Origin of the sequence: Acidovorax sp. A79, assembly GCF_041154505.1 — a bacterium.
Classification (GTDB): Bacteria; Pseudomonadota; Gammaproteobacteria; order Burkholderiales; family Burkholderiaceae_C; genus Acidovorax.
The window spans coordinates 414109-432175 of sequence record NZ_AP028672.1 but is presented as its reverse complement, the minus strand read 5'-3'; the positions used below and the strand labels follow the sequence as shown (position 1 = coordinate 432175).

General features: G+C 65.3%; 15 protein-coding genes and 1 pseudogene. 10 read left to right on the top strand and 6 right to left on the bottom strand.

Annotation, left to right across the window (positions count from 1 at the left end; all coding sequences use genetic code 11):
- Positions 1-318: 318 nt before the first annotated feature.
- Entirely contained in the window at positions 319-672 is a 354-nt protein-coding gene (locus ACAM51_RS01955) for a hypothetical protein (RefSeq protein ID WP_369643911.1), read from the bottom strand.
- A 57-nt stretch (positions 673-729) separates the two neighbouring features.
- Positions 730-858 (bottom strand): hypothetical protein, encoded by a 129-nt coding sequence (locus tag ACAM51_RS01950; protein ID WP_255591499.1) that lies wholly within the window; start codon positions 856-858, stop codon positions 730-732.
- A gap of 78 nt (positions 859-936) precedes the next feature.
- On the opposite strand from ACAM51_RS01950, the pseudogene ACAM51_RS01945 reads away from it, so the two are divergent.
- A pseudogene (locus tag ACAM51_RS01945) lies at positions 937-1266 on the top strand (methyl-accepting chemotaxis protein); the annotation flags it as partial.
- 220 nt (positions 1267-1486) lie between these two features.
- Here ACAM51_RS01945 and ACAM51_RS01940 read toward each other — a convergent pair.
- Positions 1487-3463 carry an alkyl/aryl-sulfatase gene (locus ACAM51_RS01940; protein WP_369642573.1) on the bottom strand — a complete coding sequence of 659 codons (1977 nt, stop codon included), beginning with the start codon at positions 3461-3463 and terminating at the stop codon, positions 1487-1489.
- A 14-nt stretch (positions 3464-3477) separates the two neighbouring features.
- On the opposite strand from ACAM51_RS01940, the gene ACAM51_RS01935 reads away from it, so the two are divergent.
- Together ACAM51_RS01935 and ACAM51_RS01930 are read left to right on the top strand one after the other, a co-directional pair.
- Positions 3478-4467 carry a LysR family transcriptional regulator gene (locus tag ACAM51_RS01935; RefSeq protein ID WP_369642572.1) on the top strand — a complete coding sequence of 330 codons (990 nt, stop codon included), beginning with the start codon at positions 3478-3480 and terminating at the stop codon, positions 4465-4467.
- 209 nt (positions 4468-4676) lie between these two features.
- Positions 4677-4895 carry a hypothetical protein gene (locus ACAM51_RS01930; RefSeq protein ID WP_218294817.1) on the top strand — a complete coding sequence of 73 codons (219 nt, stop codon included), beginning with the start codon at positions 4677-4679 and terminating at the stop codon, positions 4893-4895.
- Between the two features lie 158 nt (positions 4896-5053).
- Here the strand turns inward: ACAM51_RS01930 and ACAM51_RS01925 are convergent, their stop codons facing one another.
- Positions 5054-6118 carry an AI-2E family transporter gene (locus ACAM51_RS01925; protein ID WP_218294818.1) on the bottom strand — a complete coding sequence of 355 codons (1065 nt, stop codon included), beginning with the start codon at positions 6116-6118 and terminating at the stop codon, positions 5054-5056.
- A 233-nt stretch (positions 6119-6351) separates the two neighbouring features.
- On the opposite strand from ACAM51_RS01925, the gene ACAM51_RS01920 reads away from it, so the two are divergent.
- From ACAM51_RS01920 to ACAM51_RS01900, 5 genes are all read left to right on the top strand, one after another.
- Positions 6352-9231 carry a 2-oxoglutarate dehydrogenase E1 component gene (locus ACAM51_RS01920; protein ID WP_218294819.1) on the top strand — a complete coding sequence of 960 codons (2880 nt, stop codon included), beginning with the start codon at positions 6352-6354 and terminating at the stop codon, positions 9229-9231.
- A gap of 55 nt (positions 9232-9286) precedes the next feature.
- Positions 9287-10549 (top strand): 2-oxoglutarate dehydrogenase complex dihydrolipoyllysine-residue succinyltransferase, encoded by a 1263-nt coding sequence (gene odhB, locus ACAM51_RS01915; protein ID WP_218294820.1) that lies wholly within the window; start codon positions 9287-9289, stop codon positions 10547-10549.
- A 90-nt stretch (positions 10550-10639) separates the two neighbouring features.
- Positions 10640-12067 (top strand): dihydrolipoyl dehydrogenase, encoded by a 1428-nt coding sequence (lpdA, locus tag ACAM51_RS01910; protein WP_369642571.1) that lies wholly within the window; start codon positions 10640-10642, stop codon positions 12065-12067.
- Positions 12068-12148: 81 nt separating this feature from the next.
- The gene (gene zapE / locus ACAM51_RS01905) at positions 12149-13246 is read left to right on the top strand and encodes a cell division protein ZapE (RefSeq protein ID WP_369642570.1); all 1098 of its coding nucleotides are present in this window, start codon (positions 12149-12151) and stop codon (positions 13244-13246) included.
- Entirely contained in the window at positions 13243-13941 is a 699-nt protein-coding gene (locus ACAM51_RS01900) for a hypothetical protein (RefSeq protein ID WP_369642569.1), read from the top strand. The genes zapE and ACAM51_RS01900 overlap by 4 nt, the downstream gene beginning before the upstream one ends.
- A gap of 116 nt (positions 13942-14057) precedes the next feature.
- Here ACAM51_RS01900 and ACAM51_RS01895 read toward each other — a convergent pair whose 3' ends face one another.
- Positions 14058-14864 (bottom strand): PP2C family serine/threonine-protein phosphatase, encoded by an 807-nt coding sequence (locus tag ACAM51_RS01895; RefSeq protein ID WP_218294824.1) that lies wholly within the window; start codon positions 14862-14864, stop codon positions 14058-14060.
- A 107-nt stretch (positions 14865-14971) separates the two neighbouring features.
- On the opposite strand from ACAM51_RS01895, the gene ACAM51_RS01890 reads away from it, so the two are divergent.
- Together ACAM51_RS01890 and ACAM51_RS01885 are read left to right on the top strand one after the other, a co-directional pair.
- On the top strand, positions 14972-15175 hold the full coding sequence (locus ACAM51_RS01890) for a YdcH family protein (protein ID WP_369642568.1): 204 nt from the start codon (positions 14972-14974) through the stop codon (positions 15173-15175).
- Positions 15175-17223 carry an ATP-dependent DNA helicase gene (locus ACAM51_RS01885; RefSeq protein WP_369642567.1) on the top strand — a complete coding sequence of 683 codons (2049 nt, stop codon included), beginning with the start codon at positions 15175-15177 and terminating at the stop codon, positions 17221-17223. The genes ACAM51_RS01890 and ACAM51_RS01885 overlap by 1 nt, the downstream gene beginning before the upstream one ends.
- Here the strand turns inward: ACAM51_RS01885 and ACAM51_RS01880 are convergent.
- A complete protein-coding gene (locus ACAM51_RS01880; protein WP_218294827.1) occupies positions 17186-17983 on the bottom strand; it encodes an outer membrane protein assembly factor BamD in 798 nt (265 codons plus the stop codon). The two genes, ACAM51_RS01885 and ACAM51_RS01880, sit on opposite strands and share 38 nt — an antisense overlap.
- Positions 17984-18067: the final 84 nt, after the last annotated feature.

The following is an 18067-nucleotide window of genomic DNA, read 5'->3' as shown; positions in this document are numbered from 1 at the left end:
GTGGTAGGTGATCTCGTCGAGGAAGTACGTGCCCGGCGCGTAGGTGGTGAAGACCGAGGCGATGCGGCGAGCACCAGCGGCCGGCCCGAGGGGCCGTGCGGCCAGTGGGCCACGCCGCCGATCAGCGCGCCGCCGCCCAGGCGGGGCGCCAAGGGGTGAACGCCGTCAGGGGTGATGGTGAGGGGTGTCGGCATGGTTTTGCTTCACATGTGATGGCTGCTTGCGCTTGCTGGGAGGGTGGTGGAGGTCGGTTTAGATCAAATCACTTCTTTCATCACACGCAGCGCCAGCAGTGCATACGGTACTGGGAGATGCTGGTCAATCGCAATCTGCGAAGCAAGGTGCGAAGTAGTCTTCGTAGAAGTCGATAAAGCTGGGTCCGGTGCGATCGACATGGCCGCTGTGCGAGCTGGGGTAGAAGTGCACCACGGGATTTTCGCCGTCCACCACGCGCGATGTATCCAGGCAGGACGGCTCGTTGTCGTCCCCATTGCACTGAATGGCCACGAGGTAGCAGTGGCGTGAACCCGCGTCTTGCCGCCAATGCAACGTGTCGTCGTGCGCGGTGCCGCGCCCGCCCAGTGGCTCGCCCGCGGGTATTGCGGAAATCGGGAACAGATCCAACCCACCGTCGCCGGTGCGCAGGATGAAGTTGCGGACTGAGCCGGAGATGCGCAGGTTGAGTGCCGCCTCGACGTTGGCGATGGCCTGCTCGATGCTGGCACCGGCTCAGCTGACTTCGGCATCGGTATCCTGTCGCGCAAGATCATGCAGACGGATAACCAAAGTGCCGATGCGTTCACGGGAGCGTGAATTCCTGATGTTCTCTTTGGCAGTGGCATCTGATCTGGGGTTCATGGCACATCCTGCCTCCGTGCCTCCGTGCCTCCGTGCCTCCAGACCCAGGCTGGCGCCAAAGGTCCGGCGTGGATGTGGCGCAGCGCGGAGGCTGCCAAGGAAATCAAGATGCTGATTGGTGAAAGCGTTTCACGGGTTGGCCAGGGCGCCACACTGGTTGACCAGGCCGGCACAACGATGACCGAAGTGGTCAGCGCCATCAAGCGCGTGACGGACCTCATGGGAGAGATCAGCGCCGCCAGCGAGGAACAGAGTCAAGGCGTGGCGCAGGTGGGAGAAGCGGTGATGCAGATGGACCAGGCCACCCAACAGAATGCGGCGCTGGTCGAAGAGATGGCGGCAGCGGCTAGCAGCTTGAACAATCAAGCGTCAGAGTTGGTCAATGCGGTAGCGTTTTTCAAATTGTCAGGCGCAGATGGAGCCGTCGTGCGCAGCCGCAAAACCGAGTCGTTCCCCGAACAACGGCCTACCGTTGCCGCTCGTCTAAGGTAGCTCGCCGAGGAGGGGACCGCCTTGGTCGATGGCCAGGCGCGGACGGCAGGCATCCTCCACGACGGCTTTCAGCGATCCCATCCCGCGCGCCCGCAACTGTCCTCTCCGGGCCCTCCAGGGGCATATCCAAGATTGCCTACCTCCTTGGCTCAACCACCGGGAACATCGTCTCGAAGCTGTCGAACATTGCCAGCAGCTCGCCAAGCTTGGCGCGGTCACCCTCGACCTTGATCTGCCCGGTCTGCACCGCTTCGGGGAAGGTGGTCTGCCTGAGCGTAATTGCGTCCAGCGTGGCACGGCTCAGGGTGAGGGTTGTGTCTGCATTGCGGGCTTGGCCACTGGCATGGGTGAGCGCCGAGTTCTCCAGCGTCAGCGCGAACTGCTGCTTGGAATCGGTGAAGTTCCAGTTGATCACCATCTTCTTGCCTTCGGCCTTGGCCGCATCAAGGCGCACAGCCAGGTAGTCGAAGTACAGCTCGTTGCTCACCGCCTTGAGCGTGTCGGGGGTGCTGCTGCTGCGCGCAGGGATCTTCGGTACTCCGCCGCGCAGTTCCATCGCACCCGCCAGGTAGGCGTTGCGCCAGGTGCTGGCCTCGGACTGATAGCCCAGCTGCTCCAGGGCGTCGGCGCCCAATTGGCGCGCCGCGCTGTTGTCCGGATCGGCAAACACCAGCTGATTCATCACGCTGGCCACCCAGCGGTACTCGCCTTTCTTGAAGTCATCGCGGGCACGGGCCAGCACGGCATCAGCGCCACCCATGTATTCGACCGTCTTTTTCGCATGGGGCACGGGTGGTAGCGGGTCCAGGTTGGCCGGATTGGCGTCGTACCAGCCCAGGTACTTCTGATAGACCGCCTTGGCGTTGTGGCGCAGTGTGCCGTAGTAGCCGCGTGCCGACCATTCACGCTCCAGGCTGGCGGGCATGCGCAGTTGCTCGGCGATGTCTTGCGGCCCCAGGCCGTGGTTGAGCAGGCGCAACGTCTGGTCGTTGATGAACTTGTACATGTCGCGCTGCTTCTTCAGCAGGTCGGCGACACGCTCGCGCCCCGTCACCGGCCAGTGGTGCTGCGTGATCATCACGTCGGTCTTGTCGCCGAAGTCCAGGCGTGCCCGATCAATGTATTTGGCCCACAGGTTGCCGTCGCGCACCTCTGCGCCGCGGATGGTGTAGAGGTTGTGCATCGTGTGCGCCACATCCTCTGCCATGTTGAGCACGCGCTGTTGCGGCAGGTGGATCAGCATCTCTGCTGGAGCCTCTGAACCTGGCACCAGCTGGAACACGAAGGCCACGCCGTCGATGGTGCGCTCCTCCGTGGTTTTTTCGATAGTGCTGGTAGGCGCGATCAGGGTGGTGGTGCCGCTGGCCAGACGTTTGCCCAGGCCGGCGTCGACCTGACCGCGCGGGCCCGAGGGCAGCAACACGCCGAACTGGTAGTGCGCACGGCGGCTCATCGCGGTGCCGGCCAGGATGTTCTCGGCCACGGCCGACTCCATGAAGCCCGACGGCGCGATCACTTGTACCTTGCCGGCCGCGACATTGGCCTCGCTGACCACGCCCTTGACGCCACCGAAGTGGTCGGAGTGGCCGTGGGTGTAGATGACGGTGCCCACTGGTTTCCTGGGTCGGTGCTGGTAGTAAAGATCGAGCGCGGCGCGGGCGGTCTCCACGGAAAGCAGCGGGTCGATCACGATCAGGCTGGTGTCGCCTTCAACAATCGTCATGTTCGCGAGGTCAAAGCCGCGCACCTGATAGACCTTGTCGACCACCTTGAAAAGGCCGTGGATGAGATTGAGCTGGGCCTGGCGCCAAAGGCTCGGGTTGACGCTGTCAGCCGGCGCGTCGGCCTTCAGGAAGTCGTAGGGCTTCAGGTTCCAGACCGGGCGCGCGCCGGTACCCGGCACCAGCGCATCGGGCACCGTTCCGATGAAGCCGCGCATCGCATCCTCGAAATCCTGGCGATCGGCGAAAGGCAGCGCCTTCGCCATCTCTGCATTGGCCTTCAGCGTGGCGGGCTCGGGCGCCTTGGGTGCGGTCTGCGCCAGGACCGGCGCGGTGGCCAGCATGCAGGCCCAGGCGGCGAAGGCAATGGGAAGGAGGGAAGAACGGGGCATGGTTGTCTGCTTATGTGAACGAGGAACAAGCGAGCGACCCATTCTCGAGAGCATTCAAATCGTTGGCAAATGCAAAATACGTGCTGACATTTAAAGAAAAACGCAAAATGCAACTACGACAGCTCGAACACCTTGTTGCCCTCGCCGACCACGGCAGCTTCGGCCGCGCCGCGCTGGCGGTGCATTTGTCGCAGCCCGCGCTTTCGCGCAGCATAGACACCCTCGAGGACAGTCTGCGGGCGCGCCTGGTCGACCGCGCCTACGGCACCGTGCGCTTCACGCAAGCTGGAGAGCTGGTGCTCGCGCGCGCCCGCGAATTGATCGCCGATGCGCAGCAGATCCGGCGCGATGTACTGCAGCTCGAAGAGCTCGCAATCGGCCGCCTCGCGGTCGGGTTGGGCCCGTTCGCGGCTGGCACGCTGGGCCGTGCGGCGTTGTCGCTGATGGCGCAGCGTTATCCGCAGCTGACGATGCAGGTGGAAGTGGCGCATGCGAATTCGCTGTGTGAACGGCTGTACAACCGACAGCTGGACCTGTTCGTGGCCGACACACGAGACCTGAAGAAGCAGCCTGGCCTGAAGATCGCGCGTCTGCCCAACCAGCCGGTCTCGTTCTTCGTGCGGCCCAAACATCCGCTGAGCCAGCTCAAGCAGGTCACGCTGGCGCAGGCCATGCAATATCCCATGGCCGGTCCGCACCTTCCTGCCGAAGTGGCCATTCAATTCCATCGGCAGTTTCCTCGGGCTGACCGGGCTGTCTTCAACGTGGCCTGCGACGACGAAGGCACACTGCAGCACCTTGCCCTGACCGCGGATGCGGTGATCCTCGCACCGCATGCCGCGGCACTCAAAGCGAATACCGACACTCTCGTGCAGTTGCGGATCGTGGGCTTCACGGACATGCAAACGCACTACAGCCTGGTGACGCTTGTGGGGCGCACGCCTTCGGCCGCGGCCAGCGCTTACATCGGCGTCCTGGCCGAATTACTCGGGCCTGCAAGGTAGCGTGCACACAGGCCGCGGCGCCGGCAGATTGGTCAAGTGCGTTTTTGCTGCACGCCCAGCCGCACCGGCTGGGAAGAATGGACCTTGGCACCGTACCCGCTGCGCGGGGACTGGGCGAACGATAGTGGCCAGCTTGCGATGTTTTCTTACAAAGCACTGGTTCACATAGCGTTGACAATTTTTCCTCCACACGCCACCGGAGGTTGGTCATGCCATTTGAGTACCTGCAAGAACTCGCCGCTTGCGAGCTTCCATTGACTGTCCACGACCCTGCCTGCATTGACAAACTCAGGGTACTTCGGGCGGCCGATCTTGTCGCGGTGCTGGTGTCCAATGATGAAAGCCCGGTGCCATTCGCACGGGTGCTCTCGCTCACGGACAAGGGGCGAACGATGCTGGCCCAGGGCGAGGCGCGTGAAATCCTGTGACCGGGTATGGGGTGGGCAGCTCTGTGCCCGCGGTTTGGACCTCTCCGTGTGACCCCCTGCGACAAGGGCCCCGACGATGTCGGCCGATGGAGACCCCGCCAGGCGGCGATGGCTTGGTCACGCAGGCCGTCGCCCTGGCTCTTCAGGCAAGCGCCATGTCATTCTGTCGACGCTGATCCCGTCGTGCTGGGGGAGAAGAGATCCCAGCTGGCGATGAACAGGGCGGCGATGACAGGGCCGATCACGAAGCCTGTCAGGCCAAAAAGCGCCATGCCGCCCAGGGTCGAAATGAGCACAACGTAGTCAGGCATCTTGGTGTCCTTGCCCACCAGAATCGGCCGAAGGACGTTGTCCACCAGGCCGATGACCCCGATGCCGAACGCGGTCAGCACCACCCCTTGCCATACAGCGCCGGTGGCCAGGAAGTAGATCGCCACGGGCACCCAGATCAGTCCTGCGCCCACGGCGGGCAGCAGCGACAGGAATGCCATCGAAACGCCCCACAGCACGGGTCCCTGGATGCCTAGGATCCAGAAGATCAATCCGCCCAAGGCGCCCTGCGACGCGGCCACGACGATGTTGCCCTTGACCGTTGCGCGGATCACGGTGGTGAATTTGCTGACCAGCTGCCGCTTGTGCGTGTCATCCAGCGGTGTGGCCTGGCCGATGCGCAGCGCGAGGCTTGATCCATCGCGCAGCAGGAAAAACAGCAGGTACAGCATGATGCCGAAGCTCACCAGGAACTGCAGCGTGTTCTGCCCGATGCTCAATGCTTGCGCGGCCACGAACTGGCTCGCCTGGACGGCGACCGACGAGAACTTCTGTTGCAGTTCGCCAACGGTTGTGAGGTTCAGCCGGTCCAGCAGGTTGGCCGCCCAGGCGGGCAGGGCGGCGATCACCTGTTGCAGATAGAGCCCGAAATTGAGCTGGCCGGAGCGCATCCGCTCATAGATCACCGTGGCCTCTTGCACCAGCGACACCGTGATGGCGGTCATGGGCAGGATGACCACGATGAGGCACAGCCCCAGGGTGCACAGTGCGGCGAGATTGCGCCGCCTGGGCATGCGCCGCAGCAGCTTGCGGTGCAGGGGGGCAAAGAGAATCGCCAGGATGACACCCCAGAAGACGGCCCCGTGAAACTGCCACAGGATCGCCCCGAAGGCGATGGTGACAAGGGCCAGCAACAGCAAGAAGGCCTTGTTCTGGGGGGTGGGTGGTGTCATGTTGGTGCGTGGCAATGGGATACCCGGAATGTACGCGAGCGCGGGTTCCGGCTGGTGGCCGGCCCGCTCGTGAAAACCTTTCCCGTTGGGCGGCACGCTGTTCGGTGGCACAATGGCGCCCGTACCAAGGCCCTTCCCCAGCCACAGTCGCATCCGCCAATCGGTTCAGCCGTGTCGCGGAAGGTTTCTCAACCAGCTAATGCTTTCCCAAGGAAAGCGGAGGTCAGCGGAATATGAGCGATACGACGTCCGTCTATCAAGCCTACCAAGGCAACACCTACCTCTTCGGCGGCAATGCGCCCTATGTCGAAGAGATGTATGAGAACTACCTCGCCAATCCAGGCAGCGTGCCAGACAACTGGCGCGAGTACTTTGACGCACTGCAAAACGTGCCCGCGGTGGACGGCAGCAATGCCAAGGACGTTCCCCATCTCCCCGTGGTCAATGCCTTTGCCGAGCGCGCAAAGCAGGGTGGAACCAAGGTCGTCGTCGCCACCGGCGCGGATTCGGAACTGGGCCGCAAGCGCACCGCCGTCCAGCAGCTGATCGCCGCTTACCGCAACGTGGGCCAGCGCTGGGCCGATCTGGACCCCCTGAAGCGCACCGAGCGCCCCGCCATCCCCGAGCTCGAACCCTCCTTCTATGGTTTCAGCGATTCCGACCAGGAAGTCGTGTTCAACACCAGCAACACGTTCTTCGGCAAGGAGTCGATGCCGCTGCGCGAGCTGATCAACGCCCTGCGTGAAACCTACTGCAGCTCCATCGGTGCCGAGTACATGTACGCCACCGACCAGAACCAGAAGCGCTGGTGGCAGGAAAAGCTCGAAACCATCCGCAGCAAGCCCAGCTTTGGCGCGGACAAGAAAAAGCACATCCTCGACCGCCTGACCGCGGCCGAAGGCCTGGAGCGCTTTCTCCACACCAAATACGTCGGCCAGAAGCGTTTCTCCCTCGAAGGGGGCGAAAGCTTCATTGCCGCCATGGACGAACTGATCCAGTCCGCCGGCGCCAAGGGCGTGCAGGAAATCGTGATCGGCATGGCCCACCGCGGCCGCCTGAACGTGCTGGTCAACTCCCTGGGCAAGATGCCTGCGGACCTGTTCGCCGAATTCGACCACACCGCCCCCGAAGACCTGCCATCGGGCGACGTGAAATACCACCAGGGCTTCAGCTCCGACGTGACCACCCCCGGCGGCCCGGTCCACCTGTCGCTGGCGTTCAATCCGTCGCACCTGGAAATCGTGAACCCCGTGGTCGAAGGCTCCGTGCGTGCCCGCATGGACCGCCGCGCCGACCCCCATGGCAAGCAGGTGCTGCCCGTGCTGGTGCACGGCGACGCGGCCTTTGCCGGCCAGGGCGTGAACCAGGAAACGCTGGCGCTGGCGCAGACCCGTGGTTATTCCACGGGCGGCACGGTGCACATCATCATCAACAACCAGATCGGGTTCACCACCTCCGACCCGCGCGACGCACGCTCCACGCTGTACTGCACCGACATCGTGAAGATGGTCGAGTCGCCCGTGCTGCACGTGAACGGCGACGATCCCGAAGCCGTGGTGCTGGCCACCCAGCTCGCCCTCGAATTCCGCATGGAGTTCCAGAAGGACGTGGTCGTGGACATCATCTGCTTCCGCAAGCTGGGCCACAACGAGCAGGACACGCCTGCGCTGACCCAGCCGCTCATGTACAAGAAGATCGGCCAGCACCCCGGCACGCGCAAGCTGTACGCCGACAAGCTGGCCACGCAGGGCCTGGGCGAAACCCTGGGCGACGACATGGTCAAGGCCTACCGTGCCGCCATGGATGCGGGCAAGCACACGGTCGACCCGGTGCTGACCAATTTCAAGAGCAAGTACGCCGTGGACTGGAGCCCGTTCCTGGGCAAGAAGTGGACGGACGCTGGCGACACCGCCATTCCCCTGGCCGAGTGGAAGCGCCTGGCCGAGAAGATCACCACCATCCCTGAAAGCGTGACGCCGCACCAGCTGGTCAAGAAGGTGTACGACGACCGCGCCGCCATGGGCCGTGGCGAGATCCCCGTGGACTGGGGCATGGGCGAGCACATGGCGTTCGCCTCGCTCGTGGCCAGCGGCTATCCCGTGCGCCTGTCCGGCGAGGACTGCGGCCGCGGCACCTTCACGCACCGCCACTCGGTCATCCATGACCAGAAGCGCGAGAAGTGGGACATCGGCACCTATACGCCCCTGCAGAACGTGGCCGAGAACCAGGCTCCGTTCGTCGTGATCGACTCCATCCTGTCCGAAGAGGCGGTGCTGGGCTTCGAGTATGGCTACGCGTCCAACGACCCCAACACGCTCGTGATCTGGGAAGCCCAGTTCGGCGACTTCGCCAACGGTGCGCAGGTCGTGATCGACCAGTTCATCGCCTCCGGCGAAGTGAAGTGGGGCCGCGTGAACGGCATCACGCTGATGCTGCCGCACGGCTACGAAGGCCAGGGCCCGGAGCACAGCTCGGCACGCCTGGAGCGTTTCATGCAGCTGTCGGCCGACGCCAACATGCAGGTGGTGCAGCCGACCACGGCCAGCCAGATCTTCCACGTGCTGCGCCGCCAGATGGTGCGTGATCTTCGCAAGCCGCTGATCATCATGACGCCCAAGTCGCTGCTGCGCAACAAGGATGCCACCTCGCCGCTGTCCGAATTCACCAAGGGCAGCTTCCAGACGGTGATCCCGGAGCAGGACGAAGCCATCGTGAAGAAGGCCGCCAAGGTCAAGCGCGTGATCGCCTGCTCGGGCAAGGTGTACTACGACCTCGTGAAGAAGCGCACCGAGCGCGAAGACGATGACGTGGCCATCATCCGCGTGGAACAGCTCTATCCCTTCCCGCACAAGGCGTTTGCCGCCGAACTCAAGCGCTACCCCCATGCCACCGACGTGGTGTGGTGCCAGGACGAGCCGCAGAACCAGGGCGCCTGGTTCTTCATCCAGCACAACATCCACGAGAACATGCTCGAAGGCCAGAAGCTGGGCTACTCCGGCCGCGCGGCATCGGCGTCGCCTGCCGTGGGTTACTCGCATCTGCACCAGGAACAGCAAAAGGCGCTGGTGGACGGCGCGTTTGCCAAGCTCAAGGGGTTTGTCCTGACCAAGTAAGGCCAGCTACCCGAACGAACACAGAACAAACAGAACCCTACTGAAAGAATTCAAAATGGCTATCGTAGAAGTCAAAGTCCCCCAGCTGTCCGAATCCGTGGCGGAAGCCACCATGCTGACCTGGAAGAAGAAGGCCGGTGAGGCCGTGGCCGTGGACGAAATCCTGATCGAGATCGAAACCGACAAGGTCGTGCTCGAAGTGCCCGCGCCGTCGGCTGGCGTGTTGTCCGAAATCATTCAGGGCGACGGCGCCACCGTGGTGGCCGAACAGCTCATCGCCAAGATCGACACCGAAGGCAAGGCTGGCGCAGCCGCCCCCGCACCGGCTGCCGCTGCGCCGGCTCCCGCGGCCGCAGCGCCCGCCGCCGCACCAGCGGCTGGCGGTTCGAAGGGCGATGTGGCCATGCCCGCAGCCGCCAAGCTGCTGGCCGACAACAACCTGTCGGTGTCGGCCGTGGCCGGCACGGGCAAGGATGGCCGCGTGACCAAGGGCGACGTGCTGTCCGCCGTGGCCGGCGGCGCCAAGGCTGCTGTGGCTCCGAGCGTGATTCCCACGGGCGTGCCGACCAAGACGCTGCCCCAGGTGTCCGCGCCTGCCGCCAAGGAAGACCTGAGCGGCCGTCCCGAGCAGCGCGTGCCCATGAGCCGCCTGCGCGCCCGCGTGGCCGAGCGCCTGCTGCAGTCGCAGTCGACCAACGCCATCCTGACCACGTTCAACGAAGTGAACATGGCCCCCGTGATGGATCTGCGCAAGAAGTTCCAGGACAGCTTCACGAAGGAACACGGCACCAAGCTGGGCTTCATGTCCTTCTTCGTGAAGGCCGCCGTGCACGCCCTCAAGAAGTACCCCGTGCTGAACGCCTCGGTGGACGGCAACGACATCGTCTACCACGGCTACTTCGACATCGGTATCGCCGTGGGTTCGCCCCGTGGCCTGGTGGTGCCCATCCTGCGCAATGCAGACCAGATGAGCTTCGCCGACATCGAGAAGAAGATCGCCGAGTTCGGCAAGAAGGCGTCGGAAGGCAAGCTGGGCATCGAGGAAATGACCGGTGGCACGTTCTCCATCTCCAATGGCGGTACGTTCGGCTCCATGCTGTCCACCCCCATCATCAACCCGCCCCAGTCGGCCATTTTGGGCGTGCACGCCACCAAGGACCGCGCCGTGGTCGAAAACGGCCAGATCGTCATCCGCCCGATGAACTACCTGGCCATGTCGTATGACCACCGCATCATCGACGGCCGCGAAGCCGTGCTGGGCCTGGTGGCCATGAAGGACGCGCTGGAAGACCCATCGCGCCTGCTGTTCGACATCTGATCCCCTGACTGTATCGACCCACCCGCGTGGCCCGGCCTCTGGTCCTGCCCGCCGGTGGGTCTTTCTCCAACAGACTGAACGAGATTTCCCATGAGCAAACAATTTGATGTGATCGTCATCGGTGGCGGCCCCGGCGGCTACATCGCCGCCATCCGCGCTGCCCAGCTGGGCTTCAACGTGGCCTGTATCGACGAGTGGAAGAACGAGAAGGGTGGCCCCGCGCCCGGCGGCACCTGCACCAACGTGGGCTGCATTCCGTCCAAGGCGCTGCTGCAATCGTCCGAGCACTTCGAGCACGCCAACAAGCACTTCGCCGAACACGGCATCACGGCCACCGGCGTGAAGATGGACGTGGCCAAGATGATTGCCCGCAAGGACACCGTCGTGAAGCAGAACAACGACGGCATCCTGTACCTGTTCAAGAAGAACAAGGTCAGCTTCTTCCACGGCCGCGGCTCGTTCGTGAAGGCCGCCGAAGGCGGCTACGAGATCAAGGTGGCCGGCGCCGCCGAAGAGGCGATCACGGGCAAGCAGATCATCATCGCCACGGGCTCCAACGCGCGCGCGCTGCCCGGCACGCCGTTCGACGAAGAGTTCGTGCTGTCCAACGACGGCGCGCTGCGCGTGGGCGCGGTGCCCAAGAAGCTCGGCCTCATCGGCTCGGGCGTGATCGGCCTGGAAATGGGCTCGGTGTGGCGCCGCCTGGGTGCCGAAGTCACCATCCTCGAAGGCCTGCCCACCTTCCTGGGCGCCGTGGACGAGCAGATCGCCAAGGAAGCCAAGAAGGCGTTCGACAAGCAGGGCCTGAAGATCGAGCTGGGCGTGAAGGTCGGCGAGATCAAGACCGGCAAGAAGGGCGTCTCCATCGCCTACACCAACGCCAAGGGCGAAGCCCAGGCGCTGGAGGTGGACAAGCTCATCGTCTCCATCGGTCGCGTGCCCAACACCATCGGCCTGAACACCGAAGCCGTGGGCCTGGCCCTGGACGAGCGCGGCGCCATCATCGTCGATGCAGACTGCAAGACCAACCTGCCCGGCGTGTGGGCGGTGGGCGACGTGGTGCGCGGCCCGATGCTGGCGCACAAGGCGGAAGAAGAGGGCGTTGCCGTGGCCGAGCGCATTGCCGGCCAGCACGGCCACGTGAACTTCAACACCGTGCCGTGGGTCATCTACACCAGCCCCGAGATCGCATGGGTGGGCCGCACCGAGCAGCAGCTCAAGGCCGACGGCGTGAAGTACAAGGCCGGTACCTTCCCGTTCCTGGCCAACGGCCGCGCGCGCGCGCTGGGCGACACCACCGGCATGGTCAAGATGCTGGCCGATGCCGACACCGATGAGATCCTGGGCGTGCACATCGTGGGCCCGCAGGCCAGCGAGCTGATCTCCGAAGCCGTGGTGGCCATGGAGTTCAAGGCCAGCAGCGAAGACATCGCGCGCATCTGCCACGCGCATCCGTCCCTAAGTGAAGCCACGAAGGAAGCGGCCCTGGCCGTGGACAAGCGCACGCTGAACTTCTGATATTTGAATAAAAACCGGCTCCAGCGCTTGACCATCAAGCGCTGGCAGCTATTAAATTCATAGTATCAGGACAACCACCACGTGACCGTCAAACAGGCTTACCTGGCCGAGCTGGCCGCCAAAGGCTTTCAAAGCGACCCTGCCCAGCTGCGTGCCGTGGATGCCCTCCAGCGCTGCGCCGATGAATGGGCGGCCTACAAGGCCCGCCGCTCCAACGCGCTCAAGAAGCTGATCAACCGGCCGGACATTCCGCGCGGCGTGTACATGTATGGCGGGGTGGGGCGCGGCAAGAGCTTCCTCATGGAATGCTTCTTCGACGCCGTGCCCCTGAAGCGCAAGGTGCGCCTGCATTTCCATGAATTCATGCGCGAGGTCCATCGCGAGCTGGCGGCGCTGCAGGGCACGGTGAACCCGCTGGACGTGCTGGGCGAGCGCATTGCGCGGCGCTACAAGCTCATCTGCTTCGATGAGTTCCATGTCGCCGACATCACCGACGCGATGATCCTGCACCGCTTGCTGGCGGCACTGTTCGACAACGGCGTGGGTTTTGTCACCACCTCCAATTTCAAGCCCGACGACCTGTACCCCGGCGGCCTGCACCGCGACCGCATCCTGCCCGCGATCGCCCTGCTCAACGAGCGGCTGGAAGTCGTCAATGTCGACAACGGCACCGACTACCGCCGGCGCACCCTGGAGCATGTGAAGCTGTACCACACGCCACTGGGGCCCGAGGCGGACGCCGAGATGGGCCAGACCTTCGACCAGCTGGCCGAAGTGCACGACGAAGACCCGGTGCTGCACATCGAGGCCCGCGAGATCCGCGCCCGCCGCAAGGCCGGCGGGGTGGTGTGGTTCGACTTCAAGACGCTGTGCGGCGGTCCCCGTTCGCAGAACGACTACCTGGAGATCGCGACGCAGTTCCATACCGTGCTGCTGTCCGACGTGCCCCACATGCCCGTGAGCATGGCGTCGCCCGCGCGGCGTTTCACCTGGCTCGTGGACGTTCTCTACGACCGGCGGGTCAAGCTCATCCTGTCCGCGGCGGTGCCGCCCGAACAGCTGTACACCGAAGGCCCCCTGGCGCACGAGTTCCCGCGCACGATTTCGCGGCTCAACGAGATGCAGTCCAAGGAATTCCTGGCGCTGGAGCGCCGCACTGTCGATACGGGGCTGACATGATCATGCTGAAGCGCCTGGCCCTTGTTGCCCTCGCAGGCTTTGCCTGTGTTTTCGCGGCCCCTGCACCGGCGCAATCCGGTGCGCCAGCGGGTGTGCCGCAGGGCAGCCCACAGGCCGCGGCCGCCCAGCGCAAGGCGGAGCACGACCGTATTCGCCACGAGCGCGATGCCATCAAGGCCCGGCGCCAGCAGGACGAAGCGGCCTGCTACCAGCGCTTCTCGGTGGAGGACTGCCTTCGCGGTGTCCGTGCGGGAGCGCGTGACGCGGAGTCCCGCCTGCGTGCCCAGGAGATCGAACTCAACGACGCGGAGCGCAAGGAAAAGGCGGCGGAGCGCCTGAGGTCGATCGAGGAAAAGCAGCGGGCGGTGGTGCCGGAGGGGCCGTCGGCGGGTGCCAGCGCGCCGGATGCCTTGCTGCGCAAGCCGCACGATCCGCAGGGCATGAAGTCCCAGCGCGACCAGGAGGCAGGGCAACGGGCGCAGCAGCAGCGCGACCGGGTGCAGAAGCAGGCAGAGGAACGGGCTGCCCACAACGCCACGAATGCCGAGCGTGCCGCGCAGGCGCGCGAACGCCACGCGGCCGCGCTCAAGGCCGCGCAGGAACGCCGCGCACGGATAGAAAAGTCGCAGGCAGAGGCTGCTGCCCAGGGGCGCAAACCCGCCGCGCCGCTACCCGCTGCTTCGGCGGCGCGCTGAGAACGGTTCTGGCGTAGGGCATGCGCAGGCGCCGCGCAGGGATCTGGCGGAGTGGCCTGGATCTGCTGGCGCAGGCGTGAGCCCACCAACCAGCGTCAGCCGGGCCCCGGGGCGTATCAGGGCCGGCCTGCGTCGGCGGGGACCAGGCGCGCCACCTTCTTTTCTTCCACCAGCGCTTCCATCTTCACGATGACCAGGGAAAGGTTGTCACCGCCGCCGCGCGCCCGGGAACGGGCTTTCTCGATCAGGAACTCCGTGGCTTCCCGTGGCGACAGCGAGTCCACCACGGAACCCAGTTCGGTGGGCGAAAAGTAGTGCCACACGCCGTCGCTGCAGGCCATGAGCACGTCGCCCGGCTGCAGCTGCGGAATCACATGGGTGGTGATGGGCGGGTCGCTTTCGGTCCCCAGGCAGCCCACCAGGATGTTGGAATGCGGATGGTTGTTGGCCTCCGCCTCGGTGAGCTCGCCCCGGTCCACCAGTGCCTGGACATAGGAATGGTCGCTGGTGCGAAACACCATGCGCGCGCCCTGAAAGTGGTAGATGCGCGAATCGCCCGCGTGCACCCAGTGGCAGTCGCCGCGCGGGTTGATGAGGAAGGCCGCGATGGTGCTGTGCGGCTCCTGCTCGGCCGCGATGGCCGTGAGGCGGATGACGATGTGGGCTTCCTCGACCATGCTCTTGAGCATGGCCACCGGGTCGTCGGTGTCCGGAGAATAGCGTTCGAACAGCTGGCGCGCCGTCATCATGACCTGGTCGGATGCCTTGCGCCCGCCGCTGCGGCCGCCCATCCCGTCGGCAATCACGCCCAGCACGCAGCCGTTGTGCCGCTCGTGCGAGATCAAGGTCACCTGGTCTTGCTGGTACTCCCGGTCACCCTTGTGGATACCGGTGGACGCGATGAGGCGAAACGCTTTGGTCATGCTGGTGATTGTGGGGGCGCGTACGCAAACGGCCGTCGCGGAATGCGGGCCAAGCGCGTATTATCCGCCCGCCTGTGGCATTTTTGCCATCCTGCGGCCCCCACGCCTTGAACCTCAGCCTCCATTCTCCGCACCGGCAGCTCATTGCACTGCGCATCGAACATGCCGATCTCGATGCCCTGATCGGCCTGTGTGCTCCAGACGGGGCACCTGACGAATTCACACTGCGCCGCCTCAAGAAGCGCCGCCTTGCGCTGCGCGATGCCATGCATCGCTTGGAGCGGGCCCTTCAACCCCAAGAGCCCGCCTGATGGCGCTGGCGGAAATGGTTCAGGAGGTGTTCGCCGCCGATGGCGTGCTGGCGCGGGCGGACGTGCATTTCCAGCCCCGTGCGGGACAGACGGACATGGCGGTGGCCGTGGCGCGCACCATCGAGGCCGGTGGCGCCCTGGTCGTGGAGGCGGGCACGGGGGTGGGCAAGACCTTCTCCTACCTCGTGCCGGCGCTGCTCAGCGGCGAGCGCGTGCTGCTGTCCACCGCCACCAAGGCCCTGCAGGACCAGCTGTTCGCGCGCGATCTTCCGCGCCTGGCCCAGACGCTGGGCCTGCCGGTGCGCATGGCGCTTCTCAAGGGCCGGGCGAGCTATCTGTGCCTGTACCGCATGGAGCTGGCGCGCCAGGACGTGTCTGCCCGTGAGCCCGGCGTGGCGCGCGTGCTGGCCAAGGTGGAGAGCTGGTCCCACGGCACCCGCTCGGGCGATCTGGCGGAGCTGACAGGGCTGGACGAGCGGTCGCCCGTGATCCCGCTGGTCACATCCACCCGGGAGAACTGCCTGGGCTCCCCGTGCCCGCGTTTCCGCGAATGCCACGTGCATCTGGCACGGCGGGAGGCGTTGGCGGCGGACATCGTGGTCATCAACCACCACCTCTTCTTTGCCGACCTGGCGGTCCGCGAATCCGGCATGGCCGAGCTCTTGCCGTCGGTGCGCGTGGTGGTGTTCGACGAGGCGCACCAGATCAACGAAACCGGCGTGCAGTTTCTGGGGCTTGCGCTGTCCACGGGCCAGCTGATGGACTTCGGCAGGGACCTCCTGGCCGTGGGGCTGCAGCATGCGCGCGGCCTGGCGGACTGGACGGGGCTGGCCAGCCTGGTGGATCTTTCGGCCCGGGACTTGCGCCTGACGGTGGGAGAGCGGCGGGGCGGGGCGAAGCTGCGCTGGACGGATGAGGTGCCGCAGGGCGTGGCGGGTGATGCGTGGCATGCGGCCATCCGCGGCATGGCGGTCGCCTGCGCACAGGCCCAGGAGGCGCTCGACACGGTCAGCGAAATGGCGCCCGACTTTGTGCGGCTGTACGAGCGCGGGACCGAACTGCTGGCGCGGCTGGCGCATTTCGCCGGCCCTGGCAACCCTGACGCCGTGCGCTGGATCGATGTGGGTGCGCAATTGCGCCTGATGGAGTCGCCCCTGGACATCGCCGAGGCCATGCGCACCCGCCTGCTGGCCTCGCCGGCCGAACCGGCGGGCGAAGATGGCTGGCCCGAGGAGTCCGCGGCGGGCCCCGGCAGGGCATGGATCTTCACGTCGGCCACGCTGGGCGATGACGAGCGGCTGAGCTGGTTCACGGAGCGGGCCGGCTTGCAGGATGCCGAGATCCTGCGGGTCGCGAGCCCCTTCGACTATGCGTCGCAGGCGGCACTGTACGTCCCGCGCCACCTGCCGTCGCCGGCCGACCCCGCGCACAGCGGCATGCTGGCGCAATGGGTGGCCCAGGCGGCGGAGCAGCTCGGTGGCCGCACGCTGGTATTGACCACCACGCTCAAGGCCCTGCGCACGATCGGCGATGCGCTCGGAGACCGGTTTGCGGCATCGGGCAGCCTGGAGGTCCTGGTGCAGGGCGAGTGGCCCAAGCGGCGGCTGATGGAGCGTTTTCGGGAAGGGAGCGAGCACGGACAGCGGGGCTGTGTGCTGGTGGCGTCGGCCACGTTCTGGGAAGGATTTGATGTGCCCGGCGACGCATTGCAGCTTGTTGTCATCGACAAGCTGCCTTTTCCGCCTCCGGGCGATCCCCTGGTGGAAGCGCGCACGCAGCGCATCGAAGAATCGGGCGGGAAGGCGTTCAAATCCTACGCGCTGCCGGAGGCGGCCGTCGCGCTCAAGCAGGGGGCGGGGCGCCTGATACGCCGCGAGTCCGACCACGGCATTCTCGTGGTGGGCGACACCCGCCTGGTCACCATGGGCTATGGCAAGCGCCTGCTGGCGGCGCTGCCGCCGATGCGGCGCCTGGAATCACAGCAGGAATTCGAGGCCGCGGTTCAGGCGCTTACCAGAACTTCCACCACGGATCGGCCTTGGCCCTGAGGCCGCCGCGCACGTACTCGCTCTGGGGGTACGAGGTGTCCATCACCCGGCGCGCATCGTCGCGCAGCTGCGTCATGCCCAGCGCGTCATAGGACTGGATGAGGATGTACAGCGCTTCTTCCAGCGCGGGCACGCCCTGGTAGTCGGCCAGCGCCACCTGCGCGCGGCTGATGGCCGCCACATAGGCGCCGCGCTGGAAGTAGTAGCGCGCCACATGCACTTCGTATTGCGCGAGCGAATTGACGATGTAGGTCATGCGCTGGCGCGAGTCCTGCGCGTAGCGCGATTCCGGAAAGCGGGTGACCAGCTCGCTGAAGGCTTCGAACGAATCCTTGGCGGCTTTCTGGTCGCGCTCGGAGAGGTCCTGGCGCGAGATGAACGAGAACAGGCCCAGGTTGTCATTGAAGTTCACCAGGCCCTTGAGGTACAGCGCGTAGTCGAACGCCGGACTGGCGGGGTGCAGCTTCATGAAACGGTCCAGCGTCGCGATGGCCTGGGCCTTCTCGCCGGCCTTGTAGTGCGCGTACGCCTTGTCGATCTGGGCCTGCTGCGCCAGCGGAGTGCCTGCCGCGCGGCCCTCCAGCTTTTCCAGCAGGGGAACGGCCTTGTCATAGGCGCCGCTGTTCATCTCGTCCTGCGCTTCCGAATGGATGCGGTTGGGGCTCCAGTTGGCCGTTTTGTCTTCGGTCGTGCTGGAGCAACCCGCCAGCAGACCGGCAAGCAGCAGGGCGGAAACGAGGGGCAGTGGGGCACGCAGCATCGCAAGCAGCTTTCAGCAAAAGAGGAGACAGGGGGTGCAGGATATCTGCGCCGGTCCAGCGGGCCGGGCGCCGTTGGCATCCGG